We start from the raw sequence: 15,401 nt of genomic DNA, 5'->3' as shown, positions 1-15,401 counted from the left end.
GGATGATTTCAGCGAACGGCATGAATATTTCTCCAAAGAACAGTCACTTCGACGAGCAAGTCTCTGCGGACTAGACGGCCCGCTTCCAGCCCGGGGTTGACTGAATTTCTATTTCATTGGATATTTCATCCAATATGAAAGAAGAGTCAGCGTCATCCCCCAGCCTCAACGACCGCATCGCCCAGCGCGTGCGCGCCCTGCGCGCCGCGCGCGATCTCTCGCTCGACGCCCTGGCCACGCACTGCGGCGTCAGCCGCTCCATGATCTCTCTGATCGAGCGCGGCGAGAGCAGCCCGACGGCCGTGCTGCTCGAAAAACTCGCGACCGGCCTGGGCGTGCCGCTGGCCTCGCTGTTCGAGTCCGACGCGCCCACCGCCAGCCCGGTGTCGCGCCGCGCCGACCAGCTCGAATGGCGCGATCCGCATTCGGGCTACCTGCGCCGCAACGTCTCGGCCGTCGGCGACGCCTCGCCGATCCAGATCGTCGAGGTGCTGTTTCCGCCCGGCGCGCGCGTGGCCTACGAAACCGGCGCGCGCGAGCCGCGCATCCACCAGCAGGTGTGGGTGCTCGAGGGCTGCATCGAACTCGCGGTCGGCGACGCCCAGCACCGGCTCGAGGCCGGCGACTGCCTCGCGCTCGTGCTCGACCAGCCGACGAGCTACTTCAACCCCACCCGCGAGACGGCGCGCTACGCGGTCGTCATCACCAGCGCGCCTTCTCACGCATCCAACCGGAAATGACCATGACTGCTGCCATCACCGCCCCGCGCCTGCGCGCCCTTTCTTCCGTGACCGAGGCCGAGCTGAACGCGCTGGCCGACGTGCTCATCGACTGCGTCGAGGGCGGCGCCTCGGTGAGCTTCATGCAGCCGCTCACGCCCGAGCGCGCGCGGGCCTTCTGGCGCCACGTGGCCGACGGCGTGGCGCGCGGCGAGCGCGAGCTGCTCGTGGCCGAGGACGACGCGGGCATCGTCGGCACCGTGCAGCTGGTGCTGGCGCAGCCCGAGAACCAGCCGCACCGCGGCGAGGTCGCGAAGATGCTGGTGCACCGCCGCGCACGCCGGCTCGGCCTCGGCGCGCTGCTGATGAAGGGCGCCGAACAGCGCGCACGGGACCACGGCAAGACCCTGCTCGTGCTCGACACCTCCAGCCCCGAGGCCGAGCGGCTGTACACCCGCTGCGGCTGGCTGCGCGTGGGCACCATCCCCGGCTACGCGCTGCTGCCTGACGGCACGCCGTGCGGCACCACCTACTTCTACCGCGCACTCGACGACGCCACCGCGGCATGAGCGCATTCGAAGAGCTGCTGCACGACGCCGCGCAGCGCCCGCTGACCGGCTGGGACCTGTCGTGCGACGGCCGCATCGTCACCACGCCCGCGCCCTGGCACTTCGAGGAGGCCGTCGATCGGCTGGCCCGCCGCTCGCCCGACCTGCTCGACATGGGCACCGGCGGCGGCGAGTGGCTGAGCCGCCTGCCGCACCGGCCCGCGCGCACCGTCGCCACCGAGGGCTGGGCGCCGAACGTCGGCATCGCACGCGAGCGGCTGGCGCCGCTGGGCATCGAGGTGGTCGAGGTCGAGGGCGCCGAGGACAACGCGCTGCAGGCGGACGACGACGTGCCAGCGCCACTGCCGTTCGCCGATGCGTCGTTCCACCTCGTCGTCAACCGCCACGAGTCCTTCGCGGCGCGCGAAGTGCAACGCATCCTCGCGCCGGACGGGCACTTCCTCACGCAGCAGGTCGCGTCGGACTTCAACGCGGGCTTCCACGCGCTGCTCGACCTGCCGTGGTCCGCGCCGCCGCGCTGGCAGCTCGACACCGCCACCGCGCAACTGACGCGGGCCGGGCTGCGCATGGTGCACGGCGAGGAGGGCGCGGAGCGCCTGCGCTTTGCCGACATCGGCGCCTTCGCCTGGTACCTGCTGCAGGTGCCGTATGTGTGCCCCGGCTTTCGCATCGACGCCTGCCGCGCGGCGCTGCAACGGCTGCATGCGCGCATCGCGCAGGGCGAGGCACTCGAGGTGCGGCAGACGCTGTTCTGGCTCACGGCCGTGCGGCCCTGAGCCGTGCGGTCTACAGTCGGCGGGTCCTTTCATTTCCCGTCGCCATGAAACATCCCTTCGCCGAACTGATCGACCTGCACTGCGAGCAAGCCACCGCGGGCGCCAGCACCATGACGCTGGTGGTCGCGCCGCAGCACCTGAACCCGCACGAGGTGGTGCACGGCGCCGTGCTGTATGCGCTGGCCGACACGGGCATGGGCACGGCGCTGTACCCCACGCTCGAGGCGGGCGAGATCTGCGCCACCATCGAGATCAAGATGAACTACTTCAAGCCCGTGTTCGAAGGCCAGGTCGTCTGCAGGACCACGCTGCTCAACCGCGGGCGCACCGTCGCCAACCTGGAGTCGCGGCTGTACGTGGGCGAGGTGCTCGTGGGGATGGCGAACGGCAACTACGCGATCTTCCGGCGCAGCCGCGCCGAGGGCTGACCGCTGTTCAGGGCGTGACGCCGCAGGTGCGCTGACCTGGCGCCGACACGCGAACCGGCGCCACCGGCGTTGCCGCCCGCTTCGCTGCCGCCACATGCAGCAGCAGCGCCACCACCACCATCGCCACGCCGACGATCTCGTGTGTCGCGGGCGGCTTGCCCAGCGCCACCCCCATCAGCAACGCTGACACCGGCACGAAGTTCAGGAAGGCCGTGCCCGTGACCGCGCCGAGCGCGCGCACGCCGTGGTTGAAGGCCAGCACCGCGAGCGCCGACGGCACCAGCCCCACGTACAGCAGCACCTGCCACGACAGGCGCAGCCCCTGCGCGTCGGGCGCGGGCGATGCGCCCAGCACGGTCATGCCCACCGCCACGGCCAGCAGCAGTGGCCATGAGGCCAGCACCGTGAGCGCGGTGTAGTCCACCGTGTCCAGCGTCGGGAAGCGCGCGGCGCCGCGCGTGTAGACGACCCAGCCCAGCGTGCCGACGAAGGCGATGGCGTCGCCCAGCAGCGTGTCGTGCGACAGGCCTGCACCGCCGGGCGACAGCAGCCCGGCCACCGTCGCCACGCCGGCCAGCGCCAGCGCGGCGGTCAGCAGCGTCGTGCGCGTCGGGCGCACGCCGTCGAGCCACCAGCGCAGCAGCTGCGTGGTGATCGGCGTGGTCGCGATCAGCACCGCGCCGTGCGAGGGCACCGAGTGCGAGAGCCCGACGAACAGCAGGATGCTGAACACGCCGAAGCCCGCAAAGCCGTGCAGCGCCAGCGGCACCGCGTGCTGGCGCAGCTTGTGCCAGCCGCCGCTGCCGCGCAGGCCCAGCAGCGCGGCGAACACCAGCGCCGACAGCGTGTAGCGGATGAGCGTGAGCCACACCGGCGCCACGTGCTGCAGCACGCCCTTGCCGACGAGGAACAGGCTGCCCCAGCTGGCGGTGGCGAAGAGCAGGGCCGCAATGCCCGGCAGGCGTGAGGAAGGGGAGGACACGGGAAGGCCTTTCAAGAAAAACGAGGGAGCGCGTGGCCTGAAGGATGGGGACGGGCCGCCGCGAAGGCCATTCGTTTCTTTGGACCGGGGCTTCCGAAAAAGCGAACGGACGACGGCGTCGCACGCGCTCACAATCCGCGGTCATGGAGCTGTACCAACTGAAGACCTTCGTCGCCATCGCGAAGGAGGGCAACCTGACCCGCGCGGCCGAACGCGTGTTCACCAGCGCCCCGGCCGCCAGCGCGCAGCTCAAGGCGCTCGAAGACGAACTCGGCGTGCGCCTGTTCGAGCGCACGCCGCGCGGCATGTCGCCCACCGCGGCCGGCCGTCGCCTGCTCGAGGAGGCCGAGCGCACGCTGGCCTCGGCCATGCGCATGCAGTCGGCCGCCGACCAGCTGCGCGGCGCGGCGCAGGGCGTGGTGCGCTTCGGCACGGTGGTCGATCCGGTGGCGCTGCGCCTGGGCAGCGTGCTGGTCACGCTGGCGCAGCAGCATCCGCAGGTCACGCTGCAGCTCAAGCAGGGGCTGTCGTACGAAACCCTGGCGGCCGTGCAGCGCGGCGAACTCGACTGCGCCTACGTGCTCAGCGATGCCGAGCGGCTCGAAGGCTTCGAGCTGCGGCGCCTGGGCGTGGTCGACCTGGCCGTGGGCCTGCCGCTGGCCGTGGCGCAGGCGCACCCCGAGCTCACGCTCGCGCAGCTCACCGACCTGACCTGGGTCGGCACGCCGCCCTCGTGCATCCTGCGCGCGCACCTCGAAAAGCTGTTCGCCTCGGCCGGGCGCGACTACCGCCAGGGCGTCACCGCCGACGGCGAGAGCGCCATCCGCAGCATGGTCGCCAGCGGCATGGGCGCGGGCCTGATGCGGCTGGACCAGGCCGAGCAGGGCGAGCGTCAGGGCGAGCTCGTGGTCTGGAACGGTTGGCGCTCACACACGTGGCTGTGCTGGGTCGCGCCGGCCGGCGGCCAGCGATCGGCGGCGGTCGAGGCCGTGCGCGGCGCGGTGTTCGACGCCTGGGCGTGACCCGGGCCTGACCCGGGTCTGACGCCGCCCCGGATTTCCGCAGTGGCAGGCTGCGCCGTGGCCTGTCATCATTCGCGGCGCATGACTCACCAAGCTCCCGTCCCCCTCGCCGATCTGTTGAACCGCGCCAGGCAGGCCCTGGCCACCCCAGACGGGGCGCTGCCCCCGGCCCCGCCCGCCACCGACGAGGCCGGCTGTGTGGTGTTCCTCGCGATGGGCGAGGGCGAAAGCCGCGCCCGCGTCGTCATGGGCCGCGGCCCCGACACCGAAGCTGCGTGGCAGGCCGCCGCCGAGGCGCTGGCCGTGAAGGCCCAGCGCGCCGAGCGGCCCGCGCAGCGGCTGCGCGCGGAGATCGTCGAGCGCGCCACGCCCATGACCTGGGGCGAACTCAAGGCGCGGCTGGCGCAGACCAAGCGCAACTACTTCAACGAAGGCATCGCACTCGACGCGCACTTCGAGACCGCGTTGCTCGCGCAGGAGATGCACGGCAGCGCCGTGCTCTACAACGGCACGCTGGACCATGCCGACCCCAACAGCGGCAACCTGCGCACACACACCAGGCGCCGCTTCGGCGACGAGCGCGACTTTCCCACCGACGACGCCGCGCCCGTGTGGTGCTTCACCACGCGCGCCGTGTACGTCGATGCCGACGGCGCCTGGCCGCTCACCGCGCAAGGGCAGGCCGCGGGCTTTCGCACGCTCACCGACTGGAACGCAAAGCAGGTGCGCGCGCTGGTCGATTCGGCGAGCGACTACCTGGCCGAGCAGGTCAAGCCCACGGGCGAGTTCCACTACGGCTGGTTCCCCTGCTTCGACCGCGCGATTCCCACCTACAACACGCTGCGCCACGCCAGCTCCACCTACGCCATGCTCGAAGGCTGGGAGCTCACGCGCAGCGACGTGCAGAAAGCCGCGATCGACCGCGCGCTGGCCTTCCTGAGCCAGCGGCTGATCCGCCGCGCCACGCTGGCCGATGGCACGCAGGCCGCGTTCCTGGTCGACATCGGCAACGAGATCAAGCTCGGCGGCAACGCCGTGTGCCTGCTGGCGCTGGTGAAGTACACCGAGCTCACCGGCGATGCGCAGTACCAGCCGCTGATGGAGCAGCTGGCGCTGGGCATCCGCTCCATGCAGGACCCCGAGACCGGCCGCTTCGTGCACGTGCTCAACCACCCGGGGCTTGATGTGAAGGAGCCCTACCGCATCATCTATTACGACGGCGAGGCGGCCTTCGGGCTGATGCGGCTGTACGGCCTCACGCGCGACGCGCGCTGGCTCGCGGTGGTCGAGAAGGCCTTCGAGCATTTCATCGCGGCGGGCCACTGGCGCGCGCACGACCACTGGCTGAGCTACTGCGTCAACGAACTCACGCGCTTCAAGCCCGAGACGCGCTACTACCAGTTCGGCCTGCAGAACATGGCGGGCCACCTGGACTTCGTGCTCGAGCGCATCACCACCTTCCCCACGCTGCTCGAGCTGATGATGGCCGCGCGCGAGATGGTGCTGCGGCTCGAAGCCGACCCGGCCCTGTGCCCGCTGCTCGCGGGGCTCGATCGCCACAAGTTCGACCGCGCGCTGGAGCACCGCGCGCGCTACCTCGCCAACGGCCACTTCTGGCCCGAGCTGGCGATGTTCTTCCGCCACCCCGACCGCATCGCGGGCGCGTTCTTCATCAAGCACCACAGCTTCCGCGTGCGCATCGACGACGTGGAGCACTACCTGTCGGGCTATGTGGCCTACCACCGCCTGCTCGAAGCGCGCGAGGCGCAGCAACAGAGCGCGCAGCTCTCGCAAGCCGCCGCCGAACCGGCCGAACCGCGCGGGCTCGAAGGCACCGTGCTGTGGGGCGGCGACGTCAACCTGGGCCGGCGCCAGCACTACCGCATGCACGAGCTGGGCGGCCCCGCCCGCATGCTCGGCGACATCCCCGCGCTGCGCGAGGCGGACCTGCGCATCGTGAACCTCGAATGCGTGGTCGCCACCACGGGCGCGCAGGGCGTCGAGAAGGATGAAGGCGGCCCTTATTACTACCGTGCACGGCCCGAGATGCTGTCGGTGCTGACCGAAGCCGGCATCGACATGGTCGCCACCGCCAACAACCACAGCGGCGATTACGGCCCCGAGGCGCTGCTGGAGCAGCACGGGCTGCTGAACGCCGCCGCCATCGCGTTCGCCGGCACCGGGCCCGACCTCGATTCCGCGCTGAGCCCCGCCTTCCGCCAGGCTGGCGAGCTGCGTGTGGCGCTGTTCTCGCTCGACGCCACGCAGCCGCGCTTTGCGGCCACCGCGAAGCTTCCTGGCGCCGCCTGGCTGTCGCTCGACGACCCCGCGGCCTGGCGCGCCACGCTCGCGCCGCGCATCGCCGCCGCGCGCCATGAAGCCGACGTGGTGCTGGTGGCCGTGCACTGGGGCGAAAACCTCGAGACCGCGCCCTCGCGCGCCGAGATCGCCGTCGGCCATGCCATCGTCGAAGCCGGCGCCGACGCGGTGCTCGGCACCTCGGCGCATGTGCTGCAGGGCATCGAGGTCTACCAGGGCCGGCCGATCCTGCACGACGCGGGCGACCTGCTGTTCGACGCCATCCGCAACGACCTCGCGGACTCCGGGGTGTTCTCGCTGCGCCTGGGCCCGCATGGCGTCGAAGAGGTGATGTTCACGCCGGTGGGCGTGGGCTTCGGCTTCTCGCAGCAACTCGCGGGCGAAGCGGCGCAGGCCGCAAGTGCGCGCTTTGCTGAGCTGTGCCGCGCGCTCGGCACCGAGATGACGGCGCGACCCGACGGGCGCTGCGCGCTGCAGCTGTCGCCGCCCGAACGCACCGCGCCGGCGGGGCGCCCGCCGCTGGCGCCGCTGTCGGCCTCGCGCCCGCCCGCACTGGTCGGCCCCGTGCTCGCGCCCCGGCCCGAGTGGTCGGTCGATGCGGTGCCGGCCGACGCGCAGATGCGCCCGCTCCAGATCGGCCCGCTGCGCCTCGTGGGCATCCGCTGCGCGCCGACGCAGATCGTGGGGCGCCGGTTGCTGTGGGTCGAGTCGTTCTGGACCGTCGATGCGCCTGTGAGCGCCGACCTGCGCGTGCAGTTCCGCGCGATGCCGATGCGCAGCAGCACCATGCCGCCCTGGGGCGAGGCCATGGACCACGACCCCTGCGACTGGATGTGGCCCACCAGCCGCTGGACGCCGGGACGCATCTACCGCGACCGCTACGGCCTGCGCGCGCCGCGCCTGGGCCTGCTCGAGAACGACGTGCTGCAGATCGAGGTGCGCGTGCGCGGCAGCATGTCCGACCTGCCGGGTGCGCGCCGGCTGCCCGTGTGGTGCGGCCTGCGCGTGCCGAAATTTCCGACGCCGCTGCCCCAGCGCCCCGCGCCCGTGCTCGCGGCGCTGCGCCCCGGTGCAACGCCGCAGGCGTCGCCCGTGTGGACCGCCGACGAGCTGCAGCGCGTGGTCGGCGGGCAGTGGCTGGTGCCGCCGCCGCCGGGCTGGTTCGTCAACGCGGTGGTGCGCGGACCGGCGCACATGGCGCGGCTGCCGAAGCCGGCGCTGTTCATCGCGTCGGACTACCGCACGCTCGCCAAACACGAGAACTACAGCAAGCCGCGCAGCGACAACCCCGATCGCCACGACGACCTGCCCGCGCTGCAGCAGGCGCTGGCGGGCGCCGTCGTCGCGCACCCGGTGGCCGGGCTCGACCCGTCGCTCCCGCTGCTGCAGGTCGACGACCCGATCCGCGCCATGATCGACCTGGGCATCGCCGCGCGTGCGCGCTTCCAGGGCCGCGTGGTGGGCGTGACCGGCACGGTCGGCAAGTCGTCCACCATCGCCATGGTGCGCGACCTGCTGCCCGAGGCGGCGCGCGTGCACACCACCATCGACAACTACAACTCGCGCGTCGGTGTGCCGGCGATGCTGGCCAACCTCGCGGCCGATGCCGACGTGTGCGTGCTCGAGATGGCGCAGAGTTCGCTGTGGATGGACCGCGGCCCGATCTCGCTGCTGGCGCGCCCGCACGTGGCCATCCTCACCGAGATCGGCCTGTCGCAGACCCGCCAGACCGCCACGCTCGAACAGACGGCCGAGTTCAAGTCGCGCATCTTCCTCGGGCTGGAGCCCGGCGGCGTGGCCATCGTGCCCGACCACATTGCCTGCCTGGCGCAGGTGGTGCGGGCCGCGGCGCGCACGGCGGGTGCGATCTGGGTGGTGGGCAGCGGGCCCGACGCCAACATCCGCATCGTCGACACCCGGCCCGAGCCCGACGGCGGCTGCCGCGTGCGCATCGCGCTGCCGGGACGCACCGTGGAGTACCTGTTCCCGATCGCGAGCGCCGGGCTGGTGCGCAATTCGTCGCTGGCCTTCGCCGCGCTGCTGGCCATGGGTTTCGACGCTGAGGCCGCGTGCGCGCGCATGCCTTTCGTGCGCCTGCCGGCCTCGGTGATGCAGGTGCGCCCGCTGCGCACGCCGGGCGGCGTGCAGGCCACGCTGATCGACGACAGCTGGAACGCCGAGGTCATGTCGATGCGCAACGCGATGGAGTTCGTGCGAACCTACCAGCGCGCGGTGTACGGGCCGGTGACGCGCAAGATCGGCGTGCTCGGGCGCATCATCAACCTCGACAAGGAAGCCGAAGCGATGCACCGCAGCCTCGCTGCGCCGCTGCTGGCCTCGGGCATCCAGCACCTCGTGACGCACGGTGCCGAGATGCGCTGGCTGCGCGAGGAGGTGCCGGCCGAGCTGCTCGGCCCGCACTTCGAGGACGCGGCGCAGCTCACCGGCTACCTCGTCGACTTCCTGCGCGACGGCGACCTGGTGCTGGTGAAGGGCGACCGCCAGCAGTCGGACTTCGGCCTCATTTCCGAACTGCTGCAGAAGCTATGAAGCCGCGCACGCGCCTGGCCTGCCTGTTGCTCGTGATCGCGCTCGTGCAGACGGCCTGCGCGCAGCGCGCCGATGCGCCAAGAACTTCAACACCCCGCGAGCCGGCAGCCTCCGCGTCGGCCGAGGGCGCGCTGCTGCACTGGAACCAGCCCGCCGTGCGCGCCAACTGCCCCGACCGCCCGGGCTTCCTCTGGGTGCAGGCGGTCGAGGGGCCGTCGTGCATCCGCTACTTCGCGAGCCGCGACATCGACGATGCGCGCATCGCCATCGTGCAGTTCTCGGGCGACCGCGACAGCGTGATGAACCAGTCGCCCACGCGCATTCCCGGCAACACCGAGCCGCTGCGCACGCTCGACGCGCAGGCCGCGGGCGACCGCGCGGGCATGCCGTGGATCTTCATGGCGCGCCCCGGCACCTACGGTTCGTCGGGCGACCACCGCCGGCGGCGCGAGGCGGTGGAGTTCCATGCGCTCGATGCGGCCCTGGAGGCGCTGATGCAGCGCCACCGGTTGCAGCGCGTGGTGCTCTTCGGCCACAGCGGCGGCGCCACGGCCGGCGCCGCGCTGCTCACGCTCGGGCGCACGCGCGTGGCCTGCGCGGTGCTCACGTCGGGCGCGTTCGACCTGCTGGAGCGCGCGCGGCTGCTCGGCCGCTCGAAGGACGGGCGCACCGACACCACGGGCAGTTCGCAGGTCTACGACCCGCTGGACCATGTGGCCGGCATCCCGCGCGACCCGCAGCGGCGCATCGTGCTCATCGGCAACCCCGACGACCGCAACACGCCGTTCGCGCTGCAGCAGCGCTTTGCCGATGCGGTGCGCAAGGCCGGCCACCGCGTCGAGGTGATGACCTACGCGGCCGAGCCGCCGACCTTCCACGACCTGAAAGACCGCATCGGCCTGCGCACCGCGTCGCAGTGCGCGCGCGAGGCGCTGCAGTCGCAAGAAGCCCGATGACCCTCACCTCGCGCCCCTTTGGCGCCATGCCCGACGGCCGGCCCGTCACCGAATACACGCTCGACAATGGCCACGGCCTGCGCCTGAGCGCCATCCACCTCGGCGGCATCGTCACCGCGCTGCACGTGCCTGATCGGCAGGGGCGCAGTGCGAATGTGGTGCTGGGCTTGCCGTCGCTGGCCGACTACCTGAAGCCGCACCCGCACTTCGGCACCATCGTCGGCCGCTACGCGAACCGCATCGCGGCGGGCCGCTTCACGCTCGATGGCACCGCTCACCAGCTGGGCCTGAACGACGGCGTGAACACGCTGCACGGCGGCGCCACGGGCTTCGGCAAGTGCTACTGGGAGATCGTGCCGGTGCCTCATGAACTCGCCCTCGAACTGCGCTACACCAGCGCCGACGGCGAAGAGGGCTACCCCGGCGAGGTGCAGCTGACGGTGCGCTACACCTTGAGTGCCACCGCCAACACCTGGCGCATCGACTACCGCGCCACCACCGACCGCCCCACGGTGCTCAACCTGAGCCACCACGACTACTTCAACCTCGCCGGCAGCGGTTCGGTGATGGACCATGTGCTGACGCTGCCCGCGAGCCGCTACTGCCCGGTCGATGCCACGCTCATTCCGCTCGGGCTGGGCGAGGTGGCCGGCACGCCTTTCGATTTCCGCACGCCGACGCGCATCGGCGCGCGCATCCGCGACGGCCACGAGCAGCTGCTGCGCGCGCACGGCTACGACCACAACTGGGTGCTCGACCGCAGCGGCACGGGCCTGGCGTTTGCGGCGCGCCTCGCCCACGAAGCCTCGGGCCGCGTGATGGACGTGCACACCACCGAGCCCGGCGTGCAGTTCTATTCGGGCAACTTCCTCGACGGCAGCCTGCTCGGCAGCGCGGGCGCGAGCCTGCGCCAGGGCGACGGCCTGTGCCTGGAGACGCAGCACTTTCCCGATGCGCCGAACCGGCAGGAATTTGCGTCGACCGTGCTGCGCCCCGGCGAGGTGTTCGCCAGCACGACCGAGCACCGCTTCGGCATCGGCTGACCACGGATCAGCGCTGCGGGCTCTGCACCGTCGCCGCGACGATCCGGCGCACGACCGGCAGCACCACGAGCAGCGAGGGAAACGCGGCCAGCCACGACACACCCCATGCGGCCATCCACATCTGGAAGAGGCCCGAGGCCAGCCCCACGCTCTTGAGCGTGGAGATGCCCGCCACGATGCACGACATGAAGATCGACAGCAGGAAGGGCATGGCGATGCCCGCATAACGGGCCGGCAGTTTTCTTGTGGTCATGGTTGGGCAAGCTCCTGGATGTGGTTGTTCAAGGTGCGCGGACGGGGTTGCAGCCCCTCTGAGTCGTCGGCGCCGATCACCGGCTCGGTGGGTCTGTGTCGTTGTTTCATGGAATGATTCCTTCGTTTGTGGCCATGCGGCCTGCGACCGCGAGGCCTCGAAGATACGAATGGCAGGCGCCATCGGGAAGCCACGCGCGCCGCCATAGACCTTCATCCAGACCGAGAGAATCCATGGACCAGATTCAGGACATCCGGGCCTTCGTGGCCATCGTCGACCACGGCAGCCAGAGCGCGGCGGCACGGCACCTGGGGCGCTCGGTGCAGTCGATCAGCCGCTCGCTGAGCGTGCTCGAGCGCAGCCTCGGCGTGCAGCTCCTTCGCCGCACCACGCGGCAGTCGTCGGTCACCGAAGTGGGGCTGGCCTACCACCGCCGCGTGCAGGCCGCGCTGGCGGAATTCGATGCGGCGGCCGTCGAGGCCAGCAGCCAGCTCGCCTCGCCGCGGGGCCTGCTGCGCGTGGCCGCGCCGGTGCAGTTCGCGCCGGCCTTCGTGGTGCCGCTGATCGGCGCGTTCATGCAGCGCTACCCGGACATGGAGGTCGAGCTCACGGCCTCCGACCGTTTCGTGGACCTGATCGAAGGCGAGCTGGACCTGGCCATCCGCATCGGGGAGCTGCCCGATTCCGAACTGGCGGCCAAGCCGCTCGGCGAGCTGCGGCTGGTGGTGTTCGGCTCGCCGGCGTACTTCGCGCGCCACGGGCGGCCGCAGCGGCCCGAAGACCTGGCCGACCACCAGTGCGTGGTGCGCACCACGCACGGCAGCGACGCGCACTGGCCCTTCACGGTCGACGGCACGCTGCAGCGCGTCAAGGTGGCTGGGCGCTTCCGGGCCGACAACACGGCCGCGATCTATGCGGCCGTGCTGAGCGGGCTGGGCCTGTTCTTCACGCCGCTGTGGCAGATCCGCGACCTGCTCGACAGCGGGCAGGCCGAACTGGTGCTGACCGAGTTCGAGTCGCCGAGGATTCCGGTCCACGCGGTGTGGCCCTCATCCCGTGGCAGCTTTGCGCGGGCCCGGCTGTTCGCCGATTTCGCGGCGGCGCACCTGCCGTCGCTGCAGCCGCGCGAGGGCGCCTAGCCGGCGAACAGCGCCGCCGGCACGCCCGGGCTGTCGATGCGCACCGAGAAGAGCCCACCGGCCAGCGGCTCGCTCTTCAGTTGATCTTCGGTGCGGCCGTTGCGCGCGGTCGTGATGTAGAGCGTCTGCATATCCGCACCGCCGAAGGCGCAGTCGGTCACGTTGCTCGCGGGCAGCGCGATGCGGCACAGCTCGGTGGCGCTCACCGGGTCGTGGCAGGTGACGCAGGCGCCGTCCCAGTGCGCGATCCACAGGCGGCCGGCCGCGTCGGTGGTCATGCCGTCGGGCAGGCCGTCGCCCTTCGGGAAGCGGTGCCACACGCGCTTGTTCGACACCGCGCCGGCGTCCCTGTCGAAGTCGTAGGCGTACAGCTTGTTGATCACCGTGTTGTTGAAGTACATGGTGCGGCCGTCGCCCGACCATGTCGGCCCGTTGGTCACCTCGAAGCCGTCGTCGTGCCGGGTGCAATGGCTGTCGGCGTCGAAGCGGTAGAGCGCGCCGGTGGGCGCCTTGCAGTCGAAGTCCATGCTGCCGGCCCAGAAGCGGCCGCGGCTGTCGCACTTGCCGTCGTTGAAGCGGTTGCCGGTGCGCTCGGGTTCGGGCTGGTGCAGGTAGCGCGGCTTCGCGGTGTCGCCGGGCACGGTGGTGTCGAACAGCGCGAAGCCGCGGCGCAGCGTGAGGAACAGGCCCGGCGCCGACGCGCGCTCGGCGATGGCGGTGATCTCTTCGTCGAAGTGCCAGGTGCGCTGCGCGCCCGTGGCCGGGTCGTAGCGGAACAGGCGCGGCTGCAGGATGTCGATCCAGTACAGCGCCTGCTCGCGCACCGACCACAGCGTGCCTTCGCCGAGGTCGGCGGCGGCCGGCCAGAGGCATTCGGGCGTGCCGAGCACGCGGGGCGCTGCGAGCGGCGAAGAAGGGGCGCTTGTCTCTTGCATGTTCATTTGTTCTTTCTGAATGTCATGTCGCCTTGACGCGGCGGATCGTATCAAGGCATATTGATAATAGAAATTGAAAATAGCTGCATCGATTGATATGTATTTTGCAATGTCATGAGATGCCCCTGGAGACCTTGTCCTTGAATTCCCCCCAGCTTTCCATCCATCCCAGCCTGAAGGGCCGCACCGTGTTCGTCACCGGCGGCGGCAGCGGCATCGGCGCGGCCATCGTCGCCGCGTTCGCGGCGCAGGGCGCGCGCGTGGCCTTTGTCGACATCGCGGAAGGCGCCAGCGCAGCGCTCGCCGCGCAGATCGCCGGGGCCGGCCCCGGCCATACTGCGCCGTGGTGGCGCGCCTGCGACGTGCGCGACATCGGCGCGCTGCAGCAGGCCATGGCCGACGCGGCCTCAGAGCTCGGCGACTTCGCGGTGCTGGTCAACAACGTGGCCAGCGACGACCGCCACACGCTCGCATCGGTCACGCCCGACTACTACGACAACCGCATGGCCATCAACGAGCGGCCCGCGCTGTTTGCGATCCAGTCGGTGGTGCCGGGCATGAAGCGCCTGGGCTTCGGCTCGGTGATCAACCTCGGCTCCACGGGCTGGCAGACCAAGGGCTCGGGCTACCCCTGCTACGCGATCGCCAAGTCGTCGGTGAACGGCCTCACGCGCGGGCTCGCGGTGGAACTGGGCAAGGATCGCATCCGCATCAACACCGTGTCGCCCGGCTGGGTGATGACCGAGCGGCAGGTGGCGCTGTGGCTCGACGAGGAGGGCGAGAAGGCGCTGCACCGCAACCAGTGCCTGCCCGACAAGCTGATGCCGGAAGACATCGCGCGCATGGTGCTGTTCCTCGCGTCGGACGACGCGAAGATGTGCACCGCGCAGGAGTTCACCGTCGACGCGGGTTGGACGTGACTCGCGTGCGGGACTGTCTGCGTACCTGATTCCTCGAATGCCGCTGTTCGGGGTCCAAGAATGCCAAGTTCATTTCTCTGAATCGCGTGTTTGGGAATGAGGTGTGTGCCTGCCTACCGTAGGCCGCCTCGTCACTCCTTCTGCAAATACCAAACCACTGAGCCGCTCTCCGTGCGCGTCGGCCCGGGCATGGGCTGACCGCGCTCGACGTGCTCGATGCGGTTGTTCAGGCGGGGGGCTTGCCAGTTGCCCGTTTGGGGGCAGGGGTCACTAGCGAAGGCTGCCAGCGCTGCAGCAGGGGGCTGCTCTGCAGAGGCCTCGATGGTGTAGTGCGCTTCTTCTACCGGCACCGTTCCGTCGAGATAGCGACGGTCTTCCCATATTAGGCGCCAACGGACGGGTACGAGTTCATTGGTGCCTTCAGGCTGGTATTGATGGGCCATTTGGCCTTTGAGGAAGTAGTTGGGGCAGCCGACGCCGCCGGTGAAGAACCAGGGTTCGTAGATGCCATCCAACAAGATTTCCATGCCACTGAGGATCTGGCCTTCATTGGACTCGTTCTTGGGTGGGCAAGGGGACAATTCCGCTGGAAAGAAACGGCCCAGAGGCCAGTTGGACCAGCCGGGTGAAGGTGATTCTTGAAAAAGAGACTCGTAGGTCCAGTGCGTGAAGACTCGACCACCTCCATCCGCACGCACCCCAAAATTCAGTCTGTGTTGGATTCCGCCAATCTCTGACCCTAGATTTCCGTCGAATACTGACCCACCCGCTTTGTGAGCCTGAAGGCTTC

14 protein-coding genes are annotated in these 15,401 nt (G+C 70.4%); 10 read left to right on the top strand and 4 right to left on the bottom strand.

Going from position 1 to position 15,401, the window contains the following annotated elements:
* The first annotated feature begins 134 nt into the window (after positions 1 to 134).
* The 4 genes from AC07Q9_RS26910 to AC07Q9_RS26895 are packed head-to-tail and all read left to right on the top strand — an operon-like array spanning position 135 to position 2,492.
* Complete coding sequence (locus tag AC07Q9_RS26910; RefSeq protein WP_495312410.1) at positions 135 to 740, top strand: helix-turn-helix domain-containing protein; 606 nt, start codon at positions 135 to 137, stop codon at positions 738 to 740.
* Positions 737 to 1,288, top strand: coding sequence for a GNAT family N-acetyltransferase (locus AC07Q9_RS26905; RefSeq protein WP_495312409.1), 552 nt, complete (start codon positions 737 to 739; stop codon positions 1,286 to 1,288). The genes AC07Q9_RS26910 and AC07Q9_RS26905 overlap by 4 nt, the downstream gene beginning before the upstream one ends.
* Entirely contained in the window at positions 1,285 to 2,064 is a 780-nt protein-coding gene (locus tag AC07Q9_RS26900; protein WP_495312408.1) for a class I SAM-dependent methyltransferase, read from the top strand. The genes AC07Q9_RS26905 and AC07Q9_RS26900 overlap by 4 nt, the downstream gene beginning before the upstream one ends.
* Positions 2,065 to 2,108: 44 nt before the next feature.
* The gene (locus tag AC07Q9_RS26895) at positions 2,109 to 2,492 is read left to right on the top strand and encodes a PaaI family thioesterase (RefSeq protein ID WP_095743667.1); all 384 of its coding nucleotides are present in this window, start codon (positions 2,109 to 2,111) and stop codon (positions 2,490 to 2,492) included.
* 7 nt (positions 2,493 to 2,499) lie between these two features.
* On the opposite strand, the gene AC07Q9_RS26890 is transcribed toward AC07Q9_RS26895, so the two are convergent.
* A complete protein-coding gene (locus tag AC07Q9_RS26890) occupies positions 2,500 to 3,474 on the bottom strand; it encodes a DMT family transporter (protein WP_495312407.1) in 975 nt (324 codons plus the stop codon).
* 143 nt (positions 3,475 to 3,617) lie between these two features.
* Here AC07Q9_RS26890 and AC07Q9_RS26885 point away from each other — a divergent pair, with 143 nt between their 5' ends.
* From AC07Q9_RS26885 to AC07Q9_RS26870, 4 genes are all read left to right on the top strand, one after another.
* Positions 3,618 to 4,496 (top strand): LysR family transcriptional regulator, encoded by an 879-nt coding sequence (locus tag AC07Q9_RS26885; protein ID WP_495312406.1) that lies wholly within the window; start codon positions 3,618 to 3,620, stop codon positions 4,494 to 4,496.
* Positions 4,497 to 4,577: 81 nt separating this feature from the next.
* On the top strand, positions 4,578 to 9,365 hold the full coding sequence (locus tag AC07Q9_RS26880) for a CapA family protein (RefSeq protein WP_495312405.1): 4,788 nt from the start codon (positions 4,578 to 4,580) through the stop codon (positions 9,363 to 9,365).
* A complete protein-coding gene (locus tag AC07Q9_RS26875; protein ID WP_495312404.1) occupies positions 9,362 to 10,321 on the top strand; it encodes an alpha/beta hydrolase family protein in 960 nt (319 codons plus the stop codon). The genes AC07Q9_RS26880 and AC07Q9_RS26875 overlap by 4 nt, the downstream gene beginning before the upstream one ends.
* On the top strand, positions 10,318 to 11,364 hold the full coding sequence (locus tag AC07Q9_RS26870) for an aldose epimerase family protein (protein WP_495312403.1): 1,047 nt from the start codon (positions 10,318 to 10,320) through the stop codon (positions 11,362 to 11,364). The genes AC07Q9_RS26875 and AC07Q9_RS26870 overlap by 4 nt, the downstream gene beginning before the upstream one ends.
* Before the next feature lie 7 nt (positions 11,365 to 11,371).
* On the opposite strand, the gene AC07Q9_RS26865 is transcribed toward AC07Q9_RS26870, so the two are convergent.
* Positions 11,372 to 11,617, bottom strand: a complete 246-nt coding sequence (locus AC07Q9_RS26865) for a DUF2798 domain-containing protein (RefSeq protein ID WP_070060049.1) — start codon at positions 11,615 to 11,617, stop codon at positions 11,372 to 11,374.
* Positions 11,618 to 11,850: 233 nt separating this feature from the next.
* Between AC07Q9_RS26865 and AC07Q9_RS26860 the strand changes: the two genes are divergently transcribed.
* Positions 11,851 to 12,756, top strand: coding sequence for a LysR family transcriptional regulator (locus AC07Q9_RS26860; protein WP_139700859.1), 906 nt, complete (start codon positions 11,851 to 11,853; stop codon positions 12,754 to 12,756).
* Here the strand turns inward: AC07Q9_RS26860 and AC07Q9_RS26855 are convergent.
* Positions 12,753 to 13,697, bottom strand: a complete 945-nt coding sequence (locus AC07Q9_RS26855) for an SMP-30/gluconolactonase/LRE family protein (RefSeq protein WP_495312402.1) — start codon at positions 13,695 to 13,697, stop codon at positions 12,753 to 12,755. The genes AC07Q9_RS26860 and AC07Q9_RS26855 overlap by 4 nt on opposite strands.
* A 134-nt stretch (positions 13,698 to 13,831) precedes the next feature.
* On the opposite strand from AC07Q9_RS26855, the gene AC07Q9_RS26850 reads away from it, so the two are divergent.
* A complete protein-coding gene (locus tag AC07Q9_RS26850; RefSeq protein ID WP_495312401.1) occupies positions 13,832 to 14,611 on the top strand; it encodes an SDR family NAD(P)-dependent oxidoreductase in 780 nt (259 codons plus the stop codon).
* Positions 14,612 to 14,742: 131 nt separating this feature from the next.
* Here the strand turns inward: AC07Q9_RS26850 and AC07Q9_RS26845 are convergent.
* Positions 14,743 to 15,401: Imm72 family immunity protein (locus tag AC07Q9_RS26845; RefSeq protein ID WP_495312400.1), on the bottom strand; the 659-nt coding region annotated here is incomplete at its 5' end.

This window comes from Variovorax sp. GW821-FHT09A10, from assembly GCF_059418385.1.
The sequence above is the reverse complement of the archived record's forward strand: the minus strand, read 5'-3'. Positions and strand labels throughout refer to the sequence as shown.